A 17980-nucleotide genomic window follows, 5' to 3' on the forward strand; every position below is an offset into this window, starting at 1 on the left:
AATAGGGGAAATATATTATAGTGAAATACTTATAAAAGAGGGGGATAAAGATGAAAAAGATAGTAGTAATAGGAGTTGTTTTCTTGATCTCCTTATTTATTTTATCCGCATGTGTTAGTGATAAAGAGGAGTCCAGTAAAGATGAAAGTATGCACATGGACCATACTAGCTCAGGTGAAGTTCCTAAAGGTTTGAAGGTAGCTGAGCATCCAACTTATAAAGTGGGAAGTAAAGCAATTATTGAAACAGACCATATGAAAGGAATGAAGGATGCTGAAGCGACCATTACAGGATCCTATGATACTACAGCTTATGTTATTTCCTATTTCCCAACAACTGGTGGGGATAAGGTGGAAAATCATAAATGGGTTATTCAAGAAGAGATAAAAGATGCAGATGACAAAACATTAGCACCAGGAACTGAAGTCACGATAGAGGCAGATCATATGAAAGGGATGAAAGGTGCACCTGCAGAAATTATTTCAGCAGAAAAAACTACTGTTTATATGATCGATTACACTCCTACTAACGGTGGAGAAGAAGTGAAAAATCATAAGTGGGTAACAGAGGATGAGCTATCACCTATTAACCCATAACAAATATTTCTATAGAAAAATGCACCTTGAATAGCATATCAAGGTGCATTTTTATTGTGTGATTTCTAGTGCTTAGGAAGTAGTTGCTTTAACTTAATTAACTGATTGTAAAGACGAAACACTAACTGTACAAGAGGTTCCAGTTTCATTGAAAATAACGTAACGATACCACTTGTTGCGAATGAAAGTAACGCACTACCTATCACGTCAGCTGGATAATGTACGCCAACATATATACGTGAAAGTCCAACGACTATCGCCCATATTAAAATCGGATATTTAAAACGATCATTACGCATAATAAATGTCCATGCAATTGCAAATACTAAAACTGCGTGATCACTTACAAAAGAAGAATCTACAGTATGTGGGACTAATTGATGAACATGATGTGTAACAAAAGGACGTGGGTGGTAGTATACAAAATGAATTATTGCATTTATACATAATGCAATTGCTGAAGAAAAAACAGCATATATAGCTGTATAGCGTTTTTCGATCCCTTGTTGCTTGTTCCCTACAAACCAAAGATACAAGATGATGGCTACTGCTATATAAGGTAGACTATCAGACAAGGTTATCATTATCGTATCCAATAACCTTGAGTGTCCTGCCCATCCATTTATTTGTTGGAATATAGTAAAGTTCATAGAATTTCTCCTTTCGCAAATAACCATCTCGTAATTGAAACCGGAAAAATACGATTTCTAGTATTAAGAATAAACATTGAATCTGAAAATACGATGAAAATTAGTAGATATTTATTGTTGTAGTTCCTTTAGCCTAAAATTAAAACTTTCATTGTTTATGACAATAGATAGTTTTATTATTCTGATAAAGTGGTAAAATATTAAAAAGGGAAATTCTGAGGAATGAGGTGGTTGGTATGACATTAATAAAGGCTACTGGGAATGGTATTTCAAATCAGATTGCTAGCTTGGATGAAAGAAAACGATCGATGCAGCGCAAGAACGCTGGAGAAGCTTATCTAAAACATGCAACATATTTTCAGCCAAAAGTTCCTTCTTTATCTGAACTAGAGAATCTCTTATTAGGTAATAAAGAAAGAGAGGAAGAAACGCCTGAAGTAAGTGCTGCTATAAAAGAATTTCAGCAATTAGAAGGTGCGAACAGTAGACCTATCAAAGGACCTAGCGCTCCAGTGCAGACAATTGGGGGACCAACACCTGAAAAAACGATTGAGCTTTTAGAAAAGGTGAGAAGTTCAGCATTAGCTCCAGTTGAACTAACTCCGGAAGATTTACGTGTTGCAGCCAGTGCTACTGCTAAAATTCAGCAAGTGCAAACTCAAATTACATTAAACCAAGAAGCGAACCGGCAAATTAAATTGGAAGTTAAAAAACAAAAAGAGCAAGAAGCAGAAATTTTTAATCACTCTATTCTATCGGATGTACAATCTCCAAAAGAGCTAAAAGAGGATTTGGTTAACTTACAGAAAAAAAGATTAAAAGAACAGGCGATTGCCAAATACACCTATCAAGTAAATTTAATGCGATATGGTTTTACTAATCAACAGCCTAGCTTCTTCCGAATAGCTTAGGAGAAATATAAATGGGAAAAAAGCAAAAAACAAATGCGGTAAGAATATTAGAACAGCAAAAAATATCGTTCGATTTAATTGAATATGATTTATCGGGCGATCAAGTAGACGGGGTAACTGTAGCGAACAAAATAGGCTACCCTGTTTTTGTTGTGTATAAAACATTGCTTGTCACAGCCGGAACAAACAAATACTTTGTATGTATTATTCCAGTGGATAAGGAATTAGATTTAAAGTCCGTTGCAAAAGTAGTGGGAGAGAAAAAAGTAGAATTGCTCTCACTAAAAGATTTACTCCCAACTACTGGCTACATCCGCGGGGGGTGCTCACCAATCGGTATGAAAAAGTTATTTCCAACGATAATAGATGAAAGTGCTCAAAATCTCGATTATATAATTGTGAGTGGTGGGAAAATAGGGCTTCAAGTGAAGCTTGCGGTTCCTAATTTACTCAAAATGACTAAGGGGAAACTTACATCAATTAGTAAGAAAAAAAGTGATTAGCTTTTCCACTCTTAGCAGTTATAATGTATTGAATAGTATTTTTTCCATTCCAACCAAGTTGTGAATGGTTTTTTTACGGAAATAGAAAGTAGGATTTGTATGAAAAAGGAATTTATTTGGCGCTGTTTATTTTTTATAGGTGGCGTCATCTTAATGGCGTTAGGTATTTCAATGACAATCAAAGGGCAAAGATTTGGAATTGGGCCATGGGATGTATTTCATGTAGGACTTTTTAAACATTTGGGCTTGTCCATTGGATTATGGGCTATACTAACTGGGATTATAATAACGTTAGTAACGATGATCGGCACAAAAAGATGGCCGCAATTAGGTACTTGGCTCAATATACTATTCATTGGTTCATTTATTGATGTATTTAACTGGCTTTTGCCTGATGTTACAAGCTTTATTGGACAACTGATCATTTTCCTAATTGGTGTGATAGTAATTGGCATCGGTGTTGGGGTATATGTGGCGCCCAATGTTGGAGCAGGACCCCGCGATTCACTTATGTTGTTAATCATTAAAAAAACAGGATGGAGTATAAAAAATGTCCGTACAGCTCTAGAAGTCATCGTAGGACTTGTTGGTTGGGCACTTGGAGGCCCAGTTGGTATAGGGACGGTTATTATTGCAGTTTTGTTAGGTCAACTAGTTCACTATACTTTGCCTATGTCTCAGAAGTTTTTATTTCAAATTTGCGGATATACAATTCCATACATAAAAAAAAGTGCTGAAGTGAACTGACCTAGCGATATGAGACACATATAAAACACCTTTTTAGGCTGCCGCAATGCCAAATTCTTTTGGCGTAAGGTAGCCTAATTTTTCTTGGATCCGTTCTTCATTGTAATGATGAATATACTCGTCAATTCTTTGCACAACACTGACATTACTTAATGAATTAAACTTGGCTAGGCTAAACTCTTCTGTTTTTAAACTAGAATGAAAGGACTCAATTACTGCATTATCCCAACAGTTTCCACGTCTGGACATACTGCTAACTAAATGGTTTTCCTTCAAGGCATTTTGATAAGCATACGATGTATAGACACTTCCTTGATCAGAATGAACAATAACTCCTTGGGGGTTTCCGCGAGCTATTAACGCTTCACGCAACGTATCCATGACTAACGGAGTCTGTTGGTGATTATAAAGCTTATAAGTGACAATTTCATTGTTATATAAATCCATGATCGTCGAAAGATATAATGTGACGCTACCATATTGAATATACGTAATATCCGTTACCCATTTTTCGTTCGGTTTACTAGCTATAAAGTTACGATTCAATACATTTGGGGCAATTACTACTGACTCACCTTGAGATTTCCATTTTCTTTTTTGCTTTACTTTGCATTGAAGATGAAACTTTTGCATGGTTTTCTGAACGGTATTGCGGTCTAATTTAATTCCATAATCTCTTTTCAATAACGCCTTTATTTTACGATGACCATTGCGGTATTTCGTTTTCTTGCATAGTTCGATGATTGCTTCTTCTGCTAAGGTTAAAATCTTCTCAACACCTTCAGCTAACCAACGATAAAAGCTGGAACGTGGTATTTCTAAGGCTGATAAAATGACACTTACTGTATAGTTTTTCCGGAACTTTTCCACGATTTGAAGAACTATGTGTTTTTCAACTCCTTTATCATTTCCAAATACTTTTTTAGAATCTCATTCTCCATTTTTAAATGGTTCATCTGCGTATCTTTCTTCTCTTCTTCACTTTTAAAATCAGGCCCATGCCCAAACGTATATTGTTTCCCAATCGGTTGGTCAAAACGATGAATTTCATTCGCTCTATACCATCTCATCCATGTCTCAACTTGAGATTTATTCTTAATTCCGTATTTCTCCATAATTTCTTTCGTTGTTAGTTTACCACTCATTTTTTCTTTGACGACTGCCCATTTAATCTCGCTTGTATACACGTTTTTGCCCATGCAAAAACACCTCCGATTTAAGTACTTGTTTTAAGTGTACCATTACCGAAGGTGTTTTATATTGTCTCAGTATTTTAGGTTAGTCCAAAGATCAGGAATGATTTTCTGCACTTTTTTCATATAATCCTATTGTTTTGCATATATTATTCATTGAATGAATGATAGAAAGGATGACGATTTGAACGGTACAATTACGCACTATATGGGTAAATCATATACGGGACAAGGTGTTAAAAGTTTCTATAAAGAAATCATTCAAGAAGCCAAAAAAGTGTACTTTTTTAAGGGGCCGACTTCCTATCGATTAACTGATATATTAAAAGAAATAGGATATGCAGGAATTCGTAGAGGGAAAAACATGGAATGGTTTTACGATCCCCTTCATGAAGAAGTATTAGAAGGTATATATATTAAGGATACCAAAACGCTTTATCTGCAAACGGATGCTGTCGATCCATCTTATTATGGCGCCGGTCATGAGTGGGTTCCATATTATGACGCTTATGATGAAAGTAAACTTCGAGAAATCGGTCCACAAATCCGAGATAAGCAAATTACGAATGATGTGTGGCTTTCAAAAGGATTACAAGCACTTTCCCGTGCAAAAGTTATCCATGATGAATGGGAGCAACTTATCCAACCAGCTGTGAATTGGGAAGGTATAAATGCTTTATTGGAAGAATTAAAAAAGAAAGCAATTGGTAATGTCGCGCTTCAAAAAAATCCAAAAATGACACATCGCCTAATGGGATCGCTTACTCCACTTGGTGCGAAGGATACGCTAGATTCAATCTCAAAGAACTTAAAATCTAGATTATTTATCAAAGGGTTACCAGGAAGCGGGAAATCCTCCTTTATGAAAAAGTTTGGTGAAGATGCAAAGGTACATGGGTTAGACGTTCGTTACATTTGGTGTGGATTGGATGCAAATAGTGTAGACGGCGTTGTTATTCCAGAATTGCAATTATGTATAGTGGATGCAACCAGTCCGCATGTCTACGAGCCAGAACGAGAAGGCGATGAAATAGTCGATTTCTTTACTCATATTGACCAATCATTACTAGATGAAGTAAAACTAGAAGAAGTGCAACAAAGGTATTCCTCTGAAATGGAGCTTGCACAAGACTATCTCTGTACGTATGCTGCAGATTTAAAAACGATTAAAATGATGTACGATTCTGCTATTGATGAAGATAAATGGAGTAAGTTGCATACTAAAATGGTCGATACGATAGGGTGAATTGCAGAGAATAAAACTGCTTTCCAACTAAAGCGACCATTTTTCCAACTAACCACCTCAAAATTCCGACTAACCAGAAATTTTCATAAGCAGTAAGCAACAATTTAATTTAAGCCATGCCGCTGACTCATGTCTGCGGTTTTTTTGTCTTTTCGACTTTGCATGGTAAAATAGAAGAGAATATTTCGCTTGAGAGGAAGATGACCTTGTCTAACGTATTAAACAATTTTTTAACAGAAAACCTAAATGACTTGAAAGACCAAGGCTTATATAACGAAATCGACCCTGTAGAGGGACCAAATGGTGCGAAGATAAATGTCCGAGGCTCGGAACTTATCAATCTATCGTCTAATAACTATTTAGGGCTTGCGACAAATCCAGAACTTAAACGTATTGCAAAAGAAGCAGTGGACAAGTACGGAGTTGGAGCAGGAGCAGTTCGTACAATTAACGGTACACTAGATCTTCACGTAAAATTAGAAGCTAAACTTGCAGAGTTCAAAGGAACAGAAGCAGCTATCTCTTATCAATCCGGCTTCAACTGTAATATGGCAGCAATTTCAGCCGTAATGGATAAAAACGATGCAATTCTGTCGGATCAATTAAACCACGCATCCATCATAGACGGTTGCCGACTTTCTAGAGCAAAAATTATTCCTTTCAATCACTCTGATATGAATGACTTGCGTGCAAAAGCAAAACAAGCAACAGAATCAGGCATATACAATAAAGTAATGGTCATAACAGATGGCGTATTCTCGATGGACGGAGATATTGCAAAACTTCCAGAAATCGTGGAAATCGCAAAAGAATTCGACCTAATCACTTATGTAGATGACGCACACGGTTCAGGCGTTACTGGTAAAGGTAAAGGAACAGTGAAACACTTCGGTTTAGAAAAAGAAATCGACTTCCAAATCGGTACGCTTTCTAAAGCAATCGGAGTAGTAGGCGGATACGTAGCAGGGAAAAAGGACTTAATAGACTGGTTAAAAGTTCGCTCTCGTCCATTTTTATTCTCAACTGCATTACCACCAGGCGACGTAGCAGCAATCACTGCAGCAGTCCAAATGATCATCGATTCTACGGAACTACATGACCTACTATGGGAAAACGGTGATTATTTGAAAGCCGGCTTATCCAAACTAGGCTTCAATATCGGTGCATCCGAAACACCAATCACACCATGTATCATCGGTGACGAAAAACTTACACAACAATTTTCTAAAAGACTATTTGAAGAAGGCGTCTACGCAAAATCCATCGTCTTCCCAACCGTACCAAAAGGCACAGGCCGCGTACGCAACATGCCAACTGCCGCTCATACGAAAGAAATGCTGGATGAAGCATTGGGGATTTATGAGAAGGTTGGTAAAGAGCTTGGGGTAATTTCATAATTAAGCATAAGAAAAAAGCAGCCAAATTCGGCTGCTTTTTTCTTACTAATTATTCCTCTTCATATATTCAAATGAATAAAGTAGACTTCTAAACTCCTCTTTCGTGTTCAATGTTTGCAACTATATCATTACGGAATGAAGTAATATCTCCCTGTTCTTTAGCAATAACTGATTAATTGCATCCAGCTTCAGCTAGTTGGCCATTTTTTTAAAATCTCTTTTTGCTTTGCCAAATTTTACTTTTAATACTTCTGCAATAGCCAAGTTTAAGTGTTATACCAAATCTCCCCAAGAATTCCATTGTTGTATTTCACCAACGAACATCGTATAATCAGATTTGTAAAAACATTATTAAATCAACGTTTTTTTAAAATAATATGTTCTCTCTAAAAACACATTTGTTTTCGAAAGGAAGAAAATGATATGAAAAAGATTATGGTCACCGGTGCTTTAGGGCAAATTGGTTCAGAATTAATTTCAAAACTACGTAAAGAATATGGTGCTGAAAATGTACTGGCAACGGATATAAGAAATATTTCATCAGGAGTAATAGAAAGCGGTCCTTTTGAACTTTTAGATGTGACTGATGGAGAGAAAATGCATCAGATTGCCAAAGATTTTGGTGCAGATACGATGATGCATATGGCGGCTCTATTATCAGCTACTGCGGAAGCGAAACCTTTACTTGCTTGGAATTTAAATATGGGTGGACTTGTGAATGCACTTGAGGCTTCGCGTGAATTAAACATGCAATTTTTCACACCAAGCTCAATTGGAGCATTTGGGCCATCTACACCTAAAAAGAATACACCACAAGATACGCTTCAACGCCCGACAACTATGTACGGAGTCAATAAGGTTTCTGGTGAGCTTCTTTGTGATTATTATTTTCAAAAATTTGGAATAGATACTCGTGGCGTGCGTTTTCCTGGATTGATTTCTAACGAGACATTACCTGGTGGGGGAACGACGGATTATGCGGTCGACATTTATTACAAAGCTTTAGCAGAAGGTAAGTATACATCATACATAGCGGAAGGGACGTATATGGATATGATGTATATGCCAGATGCTCTTCAAGCGATAGTAGACCTAATGGAAGCAGACGCTTCGAAATTGATTCACCGTAATGCGTTTAATGTTACGGCAATGAGCTTTGAGCCAGAAGAAATCGCTGCATCTATTAAAAAAGTAATACCAACATTTACGATGGATTATGATGTGGATCCAATTCGCCAAGCGATTGCAAATAGCTGGCCAGATTCAATTGATACAACTGCTGCTAAAGAAGAGTGGGGTTTCACATATAAATATAACTTAGACGATATGACGAAAGATATGCTCGAAAAGTTAGCATCAAAAAATTAACTTGCATAAAAAACAGCTGACACCTGAAAAATGGTGTCAGCTGTTTTTTTATACATTTTTCTTGCTCATTCTGTAGATGTTTCGTCCGCGGAAAGCAAGTGTCTTTTTCCGACCTCGATTGTGGTTACTTTCTAAACACGCGCCCCTGTGTCAGCCACAATTTGGAGAACAATTGAGTCTGACACATGGGTGCTGGAGGATCGGTGGTACTAGAAAGAATATAAATAGTATCCATTGATAAAGAAGTGCTGAGCGGACGAAATTGTATCTTCGTCCGCTTTTAAAAGAATAGGAAAGCATCTAATCTCTCATTAACCAAATCTAATGCACCGTTGCTCTACAAATTTCAAGAGGGAGACGGACAAACATCAGCCACAAGATTACCGAAAAGAGAGGATCTGGAAGTGACGTAGTCACTTCCAGATCCTCCATAAAAGTCTTCGTTAATAGTGTAGCTAATGTTTAGTCCAAAGCACTCGGAAATTAGTAAAGACAAGATACGCTGGAGCCTATTCTATTTTAATTAGAATAACAAATGTGCAACTAATGCGATAATCGGGAATGAAATAAGCGTACGCAATAAGAAAATCACAAGCAAATCTTTAAAGTTCACTGGAATTTTCGAACCGAGTAACAATCCACCGACTTCCGACATATAGATCAACTGCGTTACCGACATCGTCGCGATAAAGAAACGAGTCATTTCGGAGTCAATCGATCCACCTAAAATAGAAGGCAAGAACATATCCGCAAATCCAACAACCATCGTTTGAGCAGCAGCTGCAGCTTCCGGAATGCCAAATAACATTAATAACGGCTCAAATGGTTTTCCCAAAATGGCAAAGACCGAAGTATATTGAGCGAGCATTAAAGCAATCGTACCGAATGCTAATACAACAGGAGCCACGCCAATATACATATCAATCACATTCTTTACACCATCAGAAAAGAACTTAGTAACAGAACGATTGCGATCTGCCGTATTCAATGCCTTTTCTAGTCCATGCGTAAATGCATTATAGTTTTCAGGATACTTTTCAGCGTCCAAATCTAATGGACGACCGTCAATATGTGTCTCTGACTTACCTGCAAGTGGATATATTCTTGGCATTATAAAAGCAAGAACAATCCCGCATAATAATACAGTCAAATAATAAGGAATGAAATAATTAGCCAATCCAACTTGCTCTATTACGACAATACAAAAAGTAATAGAAACAACCGAAAAAGTAGAACCAATGATAGCCGCTTCTTTTTTCGTATAATAGCCTTCTTCATATTGTCTACTTGTAAGTAGGACACCAATCGTTCCATCACCAACCCAAGAAGTCAGTGCATCCACTGCAGAACGTCCAGGAAGTTTGAATAATGGACGCATAATTTTAACCATCATCGTCCCGAAAAATTCAAGCAATCCGAAGTTTAATAGTAAAGGTAATAACAATCCAGCGAATAAGAAAATAGTAAAGAGGAAAGATACTAATCCATCTGGACTTAATAACATTCCACCAGTATTCTCATTCCAAACAACCTCAGGTCCAATTTGAAAAATGATTAATACCGCAAATACTGCTCCAACAACACGTGTAACCGTCCAAAATAACGTCACTTTAAATAGATTGTTAAAAAATGTGTTTTCTTTCGGTTTGAATAAAAATACAACGGAACCACTTGCAGCAATTAGCATGGTTGCAAGTGCTATCCAATGCACGATTGGTTCTAACCAACTAGATAATATACTCCCAAATAACGCTATGGGAATTTTAAAACCATCTGAAGTTGGCAGGGGAATCATAAATAAAATAACACCTGCTATGGATGGTAGCAGGAATAAAATCCAAGTGGATAACGAAAACTTTTTCAAAATAAAAGACCAACTTTCTATAAATGAATATTTATGCGAATGAACGAATTATTCATACATACTAATTCATTTATATTAGAAAGTCTATAGCATTACAGGATGTTCTACTATTCGAAATCTTTGTTGAAATCGTAAGTGTAGAAACGTTCGAAATGTAGCCAGTTTTCCGCTTCTGGTTCTCCATCCGCTAAACGTTTGTCCATTTCCTGTAGCATCCAAGCTGTTTGTGAAATATGCGCTCGCATCGATCCCATTTTTTCATCACGGGAATCTTTAATATTATGAATAATATCCGGCTCACCTAGATCTTCTTTCGAATTGTTCGAAAAGGCAAGAGCATAAATAGTTGGACGATTTTCTTCCGGCATACGACGAATGGCACGAATCATCGCGCGACCAGTAGCATCATGATCGGGATGCACGGCATAATTTGGATAGAATGTGATAACTAGAGAAGGATTCGTATCTTCTATTAAGTTTTCCATCATTCCAACCATTTTTTCATCATCTTCAAATTCAATCGTTTTATCCCTTAGTCCCATCATTCGAAGATCTGTGACACCCATAGATTTGGCGGATGCCAGAAGCTCTTGTTTTCGAACTTGTGGAAGTGTTTCACGAGTTGCAAAAGGAGGATTTCCTAGGTTTCTTCCCATCTCTCCTAAAGTTAAGCATGCATACGTTACAGGTATTCCTTGTTTTATATAAGTTGCTATCGTGCCAGAGACACCAAAAGCCTCATCATCAGGGTGAGGGAATACAACTAATACATGTCGTTCCATTGGTAAAGTCATTTATTTTTCCTCCTTAATAAGTGAATGGTGTTCTACTAATTTCAAGCGCAACCGCTAGTTTTCCGCTTTGATCGTGGCCAGCCATAAGTAGGCGGCCATGCTCGTCTAATTGAAAGTGCGTAATACCTTGCGCATAAACCCATCCATGAGGCAATTTTAAACCAACACGATGTGGTGCTTCCCCAGCCACTTTTCCTAGTTCAAAACGGATTAGTACATTGCGGATAAAAGCACCCGCATTAAACACATTTTCATTAAAATGTGTGGCATAAGCACCATTCGTTGTTTCTAAATGTATATAAACATCTTCGTTTGCAAAATTATTCAAAAGCTCTTGTAATTGTTCCACCTTAACAATTTCCATTTCTAAATCCTCCTAGCATACTGTCTATTATTAGTATAATGAAAAAAAGTTCTTGAAGCGAATGATTGAGATTTTGAGTGCAAACATAAAAACTCGCAAAGTCCGAAATGACTTTGCGAGTAAGTAAGTTATTCATTAAACTATAGTTGTAGTTACTTCTGGAGCACCGTATTTTCCTTTTGCCCCGTGTAGAACTGGCCCAACGTATTGATTTAGCTTCCAGCCGTGTGCAATTGCAGCGGAAACGAATTCTTTAGCTTCAAATACTGCATCTGAAACTGTAAATCCATTTGCTAAGTTAGCAGTAACAGCAGCTGCGAAAGTACAGCCAGCCCCGTGGTTATAAGTTGTTTCTGTTTTTTCTGTTTCAAGTAACGTATGCGTTTGTCCATCGTAGAATAAATCAACTGCTTTTTCATGCGCTAGTTGTTTTCCACCTTTGATCACAACGTTTTTTGCACCAAGAGCATGAATCTTTTCTGCAGCAGCTTTCATGTCTTCGATTGTTTTCAATATTCCAAGTCCTGAAAGTTGTCCAGCTTCGAAAAGGTTAGGCGTGACAACTTGTGCACGTGGAAGTAAGTATTTGATCATTGCGTCTACAGTACCTGGATTAAGAACTTCATCTTCGCCTTTACAAACCATCACTGGGTCGATTACTACATGACTCACACCTGATTCTTCAATGATAGTACCAGCAGTTTCGATAATTTCTTCCGTACTTAACATACCCGTTTTAATAGCATCTACGTTTGTGGACAATGCCGTTTTTGCTTGACGTTTAATCTCCTCAACTGGAAGGGAAAACACATTATGGCTCCACCCATTGTCAGGATCCATTGTTGCAACAACTGTTAAAATATTCATACCATATGTACCGTGTTCTTGGAAAGTTTTTAAATCTGCTTGTATTCCAGCTCCACCAGAAGTATCAGAGCCAGCAATTGTTAATGTTTTTTTAATAGACATCTCAAAAGTCTCCTTTATATTTCCATCATTTAATATATTTCATTGTAGCAGATTAGATCGAATTTTTGAATTAAGGAAACTTTGGGGCAGTCCATAATTTAATCAAAACAACTAATAAAATAATTGCAATGAAAATAGTAATAACCGCACCTATAACAATGCCATTTGCAAATAAAGAAAATGCTATGAATAGAAGAAATGCTATGAATAAAATCGTTCCCAAAGTGAAACAGCCCATTCCAAGACTTTTTGCCTTGTCAGGAATTTCATTAGACATTGTAGCTGCTTTCTCGATCGTCCTTAACTTTTCACGATAATGTAAATCGGCCATTTGCACATCCCCTTTTTTTCATCGTACCATGTATCGAATAGTTGTTAATAGAGAAACTTTTCGTTACTGTTAACGTAGTAGAATGAGAGGAAAAGAGGGATGACATGCGAAATGAAGATAAAATTCGTGAAATGGAAAAATTACTAAAAGAACTAAAAGCACAAAATGAAACAGCCGCTACGATTGCAGAAAGCCCTATTAATAGAGGATTCGGCTTTTGGAAAGTACGCCGTCTTTTATTTAAACTAGGCTTTAAATCCTTCTTTGCGATTGCACTAATTGTTCTTCTACTGCTAGCAGCCTTACCATTTGCTGCATTTTGGGCAATCAAAGGAAGTACATTTACGGAAAATAAAGGTTCGTTTATTGAGCAAGTACAAGCTTTGAATGAATTATCAACAGCTCAAGCTTTTACAAAAGTAATTATTGAACGACAAGATAATGCATTATTTGGAAAAGAAATCGGCATAGATTTACCAGGAACAAAAAGGCAGTTGTTAGTAGTAGTACCTGGTTCCGTGAGAGCAGGAGTGGATTTTTCACAAGTGACAGAGGCGGATATAAAAGTAGATGAAAAAAATAAATCGGCGAAACTCATATTGCCTAAGGCCCAATTTTTAGGTGGTCCTGAGATTTTATTCGATCAAGTAGAAGTATTTTCTTATGAAGGATTATTTCGTGAAAAAGCGGATATAAAAGAAGCATATGACCTTGCAGAAACTGCCAAAGAAATGATGATTGAAGAAACTACGGGACAAGGGTTATTGCAATTAGCAGAAGCAAACGCAGCGAAATCGGTGAAAGAAATGTTCCAATTAGTAGACTATGACGTACAGGTACAATTTAAGGAGTGATAGTAGTGTTAAGTTGGGAAGAGATTCAAGTGGAAGAACAAGAAAAAGCCTATTTTGTGAAGCTGAAATCCTTTCTAGAGAAAGAATATGCAGAACATACGATTTACCCAGTACGAACTGAAATCGGAAGTGCATTTCGTGTGACACCTTTCAATGAGGTGAAAGTGGTGATTCTTGGTCAAGATCCTTATCACGGAGAAGGACAAGCGCATGGTATGAGTTTTTCAGTGAAGCCTGGAGTAGCAATTCCTCCAAGTCTACGCAATATGTTCAAAGAACTTTCGGACGATATGCGCTGTCCAATTCCTACAAGTGGATACTTGGAAAGTTGGGCAAAGCAAGGAGTTTTATTGCTAAATACGGTATTAACAGTTCGTGCAGGGGATGCTAATTCGCATAAAGGAATGGGCTGGGAAACGTATACGGATACAATAATAAAAAAATTATCGGAACGAGAAAAACCACTCATTTTTGTTTTGTGGGGGAAACCAGCGCAAGCGAAAAAGAAGCTAATAGACACAAGGAAGCATGTAATTTTGGAAGCACCTCATCCAAGCCCGTTAAGTGCTTATAGAGGTTTTTTGGGAAGCAAACCATACTCGAAAATTAATGCACAGTTACAAGAGTGGGGAGAGCCGCCAATCGATTTTTGTCTGTAATTATGCTACTATATGGAATGGAAAGTGGGGAGTGCAATGGCTGTGAACTGTTTTAAATGCCGACACTTTTTTACTACATGGGATGCTAGCAATCCTCGTGGATGTAAGGCTTACGGATTTAAAACGAAAGAGCTCCCATCTGCATTAGTAAATCGTACCTCTGGCATGGAGTGTTTAAAATTCGAACCAAAGCAAGTGGAGGGGCATAAAAGATGATTTCAAATGAACAAATTTTGAATCAAATAGAAAAACAAATACATAAAGCGAAAATGGAAACGAATGAACTGGCTACCCGCGAGGCATTTGCCGCCATTCGTGCATTATGTGATGTAGTACTAGACTCCACTGCATCCGTTAATCCAATCCAGTCAGCACCAGTTATTTCAGCACCACCAATTACATTAAAAGAGGCGGACGCAAACGGCGAATCATTATTTGATTTTTAAACTTTTTCAGTAGCGCGAAAGAAAGCAAAAACCTCTGAGGGATCAATTAGAAATTGAATTGTGCAATCATAATGCAAAATCTGAACATAAATAGACGATTAGAAAGTAGGAGACTTTTGTGAAATTTTTTATCATCGCAGGAGCGATTAATGGATTTTTATCTGTAGCGCTAGGCGCATTTGGTGCACATGCTTTAAAAGAAAGACTATCTGAAAAGTATTTAGCAGTATGGGAAACGGCTGTTCAATATCAAATGTTTCATGCACTCGCATTAGTTGCGATTGGTATTTTAATGAGTAGTAAATTACTAGGTCATGTCACTTCCTTGAATACTGCAGGATATTTAATTTTAGTGGGAATTATTTTATTTTCAGGAAGTTTGTACGCATTAAGCTTATCCGGTATCAGTGTTTTAGGTGCCATTACCCCAATCGGTGGAGTAGCCTTTTTAGTAGGATGGATCATGCTAATCGTTGCAGCAACAAAATTCGCAAACTAATATTTTGAAGGACCAAATCATAAACGGGTTTGGTCTTTTTTTGTGAGAAAATTGCTTTCTTAGAATTATTTTCTATTATTTGTTGTAATACGGCACTTCGAGACCAAATGTTATGTAGAAGAGACCAATTTGCTCGTAAGCGAGACTAATTTTACTTATACGCAACCATCACAATAAAGAGTTGGCTTAATGTGAGACATAATAAATGAGTACTAATCTAGCAATTTCCCTGTAATTATTATCTATTAACAGCAAAAATCCGGCAAAGGGAGACCAATTCCTATAGAAGAGCAACTAATTCATGTGTAAGAGCAACCAATTTAAGTAGAAAAGCAACTGATTTCGACTCAAAAGCAACCATTTCTCACAATAAAGAGTCGGCTTAATGTGAGACATAATAAATGAGTACTAATCTAGCAATTTCCCTGTAATAATTATCTATCAACAGTAAAAATCCGGCAAAGGGAGAGCGATTCCTATAGAAGAGCAACTAATTCAAGTGTAAGAGCGACTAATTTACGTAGAACAGCAACTGATTTCGACTCAAAAGCAACCATTTCTCACAATAAAGAGTTAGCTCTATGTGAGACATAATAAAAGAGCGGTGCTTCAGGCTAATGTGCCTGTATTTCACCTAACTTTCTATTGTACAAAAAAAGACTATAGACATATTCGACTTTGATCGAGTTTGTCTACAGTCTGTGGCTTATCCGCAATGTCGGATAAGCCTGTATTCTCATAAGTTATAGTTAATTTCTTCATCGAATGTTGCGTAGTCAAAGTAAATCATGAGCATTAAGTATCTTTTGCCGTTAGGATCACTAAGAATAACGTGATCTCGTCCAGCAGCCTCGACATAGCCTGTAATGACTATAGAGTTATGTTCTTTACTGTGTTCGAATGTAAAATAGAATGTGCCGAGCTTTCCTTTATTCATTCTCAAGATATTTTCAATATAGGATTCTTCCTGACGTCTAGCAGCGGGTAGTTGAACGTTTGGTGGGGTCATTTGTTGCTGCTGTTGTGGATAGCCTCCGGGGTACCAATAATATTGAACCATTCATACATCCTTTCTGTAATTAAATGCTAGGGCAATCCTCTTCTGAAGGGGAGTAGAAGCAGTGTGCTTTAAAACGTCCAGTGTTCCATTGGTTATACCACTGAGCAGGGCAATCGCCACCTGGGTCAAAAAACCATAAAGAACGCTCTCCAGGATGAAAACGTTCTCCGTTAATCACGCGTCTTGCTAGTTTTCTATCAACCTCCCGTGCACGCTGATAAAAATACGATTTTGTTGTTGCTTCAAATCCACCGGGTTTTTGAAAAACCATATCTTCCAAATTTCGGATATCTTTGAAGTCTAAGCAGTCAGCACGAACTCGGTTTACTCCAACATTCCCGACCAACAGCATTCCAAGATCGCCTTCACCTTCTGCTTCTGCACGCATTAATCTTGCAAGTAAATCCAATTGCTTATCCGTAGAACGAATTACTGCCAATGCATCACCTCCTACATTACACTATGCAAAGAGGTGTTACATCATGCCCAAAAGAGAGTAGCTCAATAAAAAAAGGCCGCAAAAACTGCAACCTTTTCTACCAATAAGAAAGCATGGATTTTCTATAAAGTTACTGTCTAGTCTCTAGCTGCCAGCCGCTCGAGGTCAAATGCCGATTTCCTCCGGTGGTTGAAGAGCTAACTCTTTGGGAATCGGCATTGCATTTCGCAATTAGCGAGCACCCTTCGCTTTTCTTTTATAGATGAAAAAATTCTCCGCGTTTTTCACCAGCAAGAATAGTACCGATAAAAAATGAACCGAATTCAGCGTATCTTGCGCTAACTTCGTCAAAACGCATTTCATAAATCAATTTTTTAAACTGAAGTACATCATCTGAGAATAAAGTGACTCCCCATTCGAAATCGTCGAAGCCAACAGAACCGGATATAATTTGTTTTACTTTACCAGCATATTGGCGACCAATCATACCATGGCTACGCATTAAGCTTTTACGATCTTCCATTGAGAGCATATACCAGTTATCTTCGCCATTACGACGCTTGTCCATTGGGTAGAAGCAAATGTATTGGGAACGTTGAAGCTCTGGGTATAAACGAGCACGAACATGTGGGTTTTGGTATGGATCTTCGTTTGATTCACCTGCTAAGTAGTTAGATAACTCTACTACGGAAACATAAGAATAAGCAGGAATTGTAAAATCGGCAATCGTTAATTTGTTGAATTTCGCTTCTATTTCTTGAAGCTCGTCTATTGTTGGGCGCAATGTCATTAACATGAAGTCCGCTTTTTGGCCAACAATTGTGTAAAATGCATGAGCACCTGTTTTGGCATCATCTGCTTGTTGTAATTCATCTAAAAATGCGACAAATTCATCTGTTGCTTGTTTTCGAAGTTCTGGGTCTATTTGTTTCCATGAAGTCCAGTCCATTTGGCGAAAATCATGTAAAACGTACCAACCATCTAGTGTAATTGCTGCTTCATTCATTAAGTAAGACACTCCTTTTAATAAAAAATTTCGCATTTTAAGTGTATCATACAAGCCCCAATATTTCCCGATTGGCATGTATTT

General features: G+C 37.5%; 21 protein-coding genes. 11 read left to right on the top strand and 10 right to left on the bottom strand.

The window, feature by feature from the left end:
- Window positions 1–50: 50 nt before the first annotated feature.
- The gene (locus PB01_RS02980) at window positions 51–596 is read left to right on the top strand and encodes a YdhK family protein (protein WP_151698804.1); all 546 of its coding nucleotides are present in this window, start codon (window positions 51–53) and stop codon (window positions 594–596) included.
- 65 nt (window positions 597–661) lie between these two features.
- Here PB01_RS02980 and PB01_RS02985 read toward each other — a convergent pair whose 3' ends face one another.
- Window positions 662–1246 (bottom strand): undecaprenyl-diphosphatase, encoded by a 585-nt coding sequence (locus PB01_RS02985; protein WP_151698805.1) that lies wholly within the window; start codon window positions 1244–1246, stop codon window positions 662–664.
- Window positions 1247–1482: 236 nt separating this feature from the next.
- Between PB01_RS02985 and PB01_RS02990 the strand changes: the two genes are divergently transcribed.
- The 3 genes from PB01_RS02990 (at window position 1483) to PB01_RS03000 (ending at window position 3407) form a co-directional block, all read left to right on the top strand.
- Window positions 1483–2157 carry a hypothetical protein gene (locus PB01_RS02990; RefSeq protein ID WP_151698806.1) on the top strand — a complete coding sequence of 225 codons (675 nt, stop codon included), beginning with the start codon at window positions 1483–1485 and terminating at the stop codon, window positions 2155–2157.
- A gap of 11 nt (window positions 2158–2168) precedes the next feature.
- Window positions 2169–2660 carry a Cys-tRNA(Pro) deacylase gene (ybaK, locus tag PB01_RS02995; RefSeq protein WP_151698807.1) on the top strand — a complete coding sequence of 164 codons (492 nt, stop codon included), beginning with the start codon at window positions 2169–2171 and terminating at the stop codon, window positions 2658–2660.
- A 99-nt stretch (window positions 2661–2759) separates the two neighbouring features.
- Window positions 2760–3407, top strand: coding sequence for a YczE/YyaS/YitT family protein (locus PB01_RS03000; protein ID WP_151698808.1), 648 nt, complete (start codon window positions 2760–2762; stop codon window positions 3405–3407).
- A 33-nt stretch (window positions 3408–3440) separates the two neighbouring features.
- Here PB01_RS03000 and PB01_RS03005 read toward each other — a convergent pair.
- Window positions 3441–4606 (bottom strand): IS3 family transposase gene (locus tag PB01_RS03005; protein ID WP_151698809.1). Its coding sequence is split into 2 segments (ribosomal slippage): window positions 3441–4330 and window positions 4330–4606, totalling 1167 coding nucleotides; the frame shifts between segments, so codons are not numbered across the junction.
- Window positions 4607–4784: 178 nt separating this feature from the next.
- Between PB01_RS03005 and PB01_RS03010 the strand changes: the two genes are divergently transcribed.
- From PB01_RS03010 to PB01_RS03020, 3 genes are all read left to right on the top strand, one after another.
- Complete coding sequence (locus tag PB01_RS03010; protein WP_225986150.1) at window positions 4785–5846, top strand: hypothetical protein; 1062 nt, start codon at window positions 4785–4787, stop codon at window positions 5844–5846.
- A gap of 200 nt (window positions 5847–6046) precedes the next feature.
- On the top strand, window positions 6047–7243 hold the full coding sequence (locus PB01_RS03015; RefSeq protein ID WP_404815103.1) for a glycine C-acetyltransferase: 1197 nt from the start codon (window positions 6047–6049) through the stop codon (window positions 7241–7243).
- A gap of 423 nt (window positions 7244–7666) precedes the next feature.
- Entirely contained in the window at window positions 7667–8611 is a 945-nt protein-coding gene (locus tag PB01_RS03020) for an L-threonine 3-dehydrogenase (RefSeq protein ID WP_151698812.1), read from the top strand.
- 523 nt (window positions 8612–9134) lie between these two features.
- On the opposite strand, the gene PB01_RS03025 is transcribed toward PB01_RS03020, so the two are convergent.
- The 5 genes from PB01_RS03025 to PB01_RS03045 form a co-directional block, all read right to left on the bottom strand.
- Entirely contained in the window at window positions 9135–10475 is a 1341-nt protein-coding gene (locus tag PB01_RS03025) for a YjiH family protein (protein WP_151698813.1), read from the bottom strand.
- A gap of 107 nt (window positions 10476–10582) precedes the next feature.
- Window positions 10583–11269: a bacillithiol biosynthesis deacetylase BshB2 gene (gene bshB2 / locus PB01_RS03030; RefSeq protein ID WP_151698814.1), complete on the bottom strand. Its 687-nt coding sequence runs from the start codon at window positions 11267–11269 to the stop codon at window positions 10583–10585.
- A gap of 13 nt (window positions 11270–11282) precedes the next feature.
- Entirely contained in the window at window positions 11283–11633 is a 351-nt protein-coding gene (locus PB01_RS03035; protein WP_151698815.1) for a YojF family protein, read from the bottom strand.
- A gap of 135 nt (window positions 11634–11768) precedes the next feature.
- Window positions 11769–12602, bottom strand: a complete 834-nt coding sequence (thiD, locus tag PB01_RS03040; protein WP_151698816.1) for a bifunctional hydroxymethylpyrimidine kinase/phosphomethylpyrimidine kinase — start codon at window positions 12600–12602, stop codon at window positions 11769–11771.
- A 70-nt stretch (window positions 12603–12672) separates the two neighbouring features.
- Window positions 12673–12933: a hypothetical protein gene (locus tag PB01_RS03045; protein ID WP_151698817.1), complete on the bottom strand. Its 261-nt coding sequence runs from the start codon at window positions 12931–12933 to the stop codon at window positions 12673–12675.
- 104 nt (window positions 12934–13037) lie between these two features.
- Between PB01_RS03045 and PB01_RS03050 the strand changes: the two genes are divergently transcribed.
- From PB01_RS03050 to PB01_RS03070, 4 genes are all read left to right on the top strand, one after another.
- Window positions 13038–13787, top strand: a complete 750-nt coding sequence (locus tag PB01_RS03050; protein WP_151698818.1) for a DUF4230 domain-containing protein — start codon at window positions 13038–13040, stop codon at window positions 13785–13787.
- Window positions 13788–13792: 5 nt separating this feature from the next.
- The gene (locus tag PB01_RS03055) at window positions 13793–14446 is read left to right on the top strand and encodes a uracil-DNA glycosylase (protein ID WP_225986151.1); all 654 of its coding nucleotides are present in this window, start codon (window positions 13793–13795) and stop codon (window positions 14444–14446) included.
- Window positions 14447–14658: 212 nt separating this feature from the next.
- The gene (locus tag PB01_RS03065; protein ID WP_151698821.1) at window positions 14659–14892 is read left to right on the top strand and encodes a YwdI family protein; all 234 of its coding nucleotides are present in this window, start codon (window positions 14659–14661) and stop codon (window positions 14890–14892) included.
- A 118-nt stretch (window positions 14893–15010) separates the two neighbouring features.
- Entirely contained in the window at window positions 15011–15391 is a 381-nt protein-coding gene (locus PB01_RS03070; RefSeq protein ID WP_151698822.1) for a DUF423 domain-containing protein, read from the top strand.
- A gap of 736 nt (window positions 15392–16127) precedes the next feature.
- Here PB01_RS03070 and gerQ read toward each other — a convergent pair.
- The 3 genes from gerQ to hemQ form a co-directional block, all read right to left on the bottom strand.
- Window positions 16128–16451 carry a spore coat protein GerQ gene (gene gerQ, locus PB01_RS03075; RefSeq protein ID WP_151698823.1) on the bottom strand — a complete coding sequence of 108 codons (324 nt, stop codon included), beginning with the start codon at window positions 16449–16451 and terminating at the stop codon, window positions 16128–16130.
- A 19-nt stretch (window positions 16452–16470) separates the two neighbouring features.
- Window positions 16471–16890 carry a cell wall hydrolase gene (locus tag PB01_RS03080; RefSeq protein ID WP_151698824.1) on the bottom strand — a complete coding sequence of 140 codons (420 nt, stop codon included), beginning with the start codon at window positions 16888–16890 and terminating at the stop codon, window positions 16471–16473.
- A 256-nt stretch (window positions 16891–17146) separates the two neighbouring features.
- A complete protein-coding gene (gene hemQ, locus PB01_RS03085) occupies window positions 17147–17896 on the bottom strand; it encodes a hydrogen peroxide-dependent heme synthase (protein ID WP_151698825.1) in 750 nt (249 codons plus the stop codon).
- Window positions 17897–17980 lie beyond the last annotated feature (84 nt).

The organism is Psychrobacillus glaciei (assembly GCF_008973485.1).
Lineage (GTDB): Bacteria > Bacillota > Bacilli > Bacillales_A > Planococcaceae > Psychrobacillus > Psychrobacillus glaciei.

What these genes read in the sequence shown, in the direction of transcription:
- PB01_RS03020 (WP_151698812.1), top strand. Translation starts at nt 7,667, where the DNA reads ATGAAAAAGATTATGGTCACCGGTGCTTTAGGGCAAATTGGTTCAGAA.
- PB01_RS03045 (WP_151698817.1), bottom strand. Translation starts at nt 12,933, where the DNA reads ATGGCCGATTTACATTATCGTGAAAAGTTAAGGACGATCGAGAAAGCA.
- PB01_RS03000 (WP_151698808.1), top strand. Translation starts at nt 2,760, where the DNA reads ATGAAAAAGGAATTTATTTGGCGCTGTTTATTTTTTATAGGTGGCGTC.
- PB01_RS02990 (WP_151698806.1), top strand. Translation starts at nt 1,483, where the DNA reads ATGACATTAATAAAGGCTACTGGGAATGGTATTTCAAATCAGATTGCT.
- gerQ (WP_151698823.1), bottom strand. Translation starts at nt 16,451, where the DNA reads ATGGTTCAATATTATTGGTACCCCGGAGGCTATCCACAACAGCAGCAA.
- PB01_RS03065 (WP_151698821.1), top strand. Translation starts at nt 14,659, where the DNA reads ATGATTTCAAATGAACAAATTTTGAATCAAATAGAAAAACAAATACAT.
- PB01_RS03015 (WP_404815103.1), top strand. Translation starts at nt 6,047, where the DNA reads ATGACCTTGTCTAACGTATTAAACAATTTTTTAACAGAAAACCTAAAT.
- bshB2 (WP_151698814.1), bottom strand. Translation starts at nt 11,269, where the DNA reads ATGACTTTACCAATGGAACGACATGTATTAGTTGTATTCCCTCACCCT.
- hemQ (WP_151698825.1), bottom strand. Translation starts at nt 17,896, where the DNA reads ATGAATGAAGCAGCAATTACACTAGATGGTTGGTACGTTTTACATGAT.
- PB01_RS03035 (WP_151698815.1), bottom strand. Translation starts at nt 11,633, where the DNA reads ATGGAAATTGTTAAGGTGGAACAATTACAAGAGCTTTTGAATAATTTT.
- PB01_RS03050 (WP_151698818.1), top strand. Translation starts at nt 13,038, where the DNA reads ATGCGAAATGAAGATAAAATTCGTGAAATGGAAAAATTACTAAAAGAA.
- ybaK (WP_151698807.1), top strand. Translation starts at nt 2,169, where the DNA reads ATGGGAAAAAAGCAAAAAACAAATGCGGTAAGAATATTAGAACAGCAA.
- thiD (WP_151698816.1), bottom strand. Translation starts at nt 12,602, where the DNA reads ATGTCTATTAAAAAAACATTAACAATTGCTGGCTCTGATACTTCTGGT.
- PB01_RS02985 (WP_151698805.1), bottom strand. Translation starts at nt 1,246, where the DNA reads ATGAACTTTACTATATTCCAACAAATAAATGGATGGGCAGGACACTCA.
- PB01_RS02980 (WP_151698804.1), top strand. Translation starts at nt 51, where the DNA reads ATGAAAAAGATAGTAGTAATAGGAGTTGTTTTCTTGATCTCCTTATTT.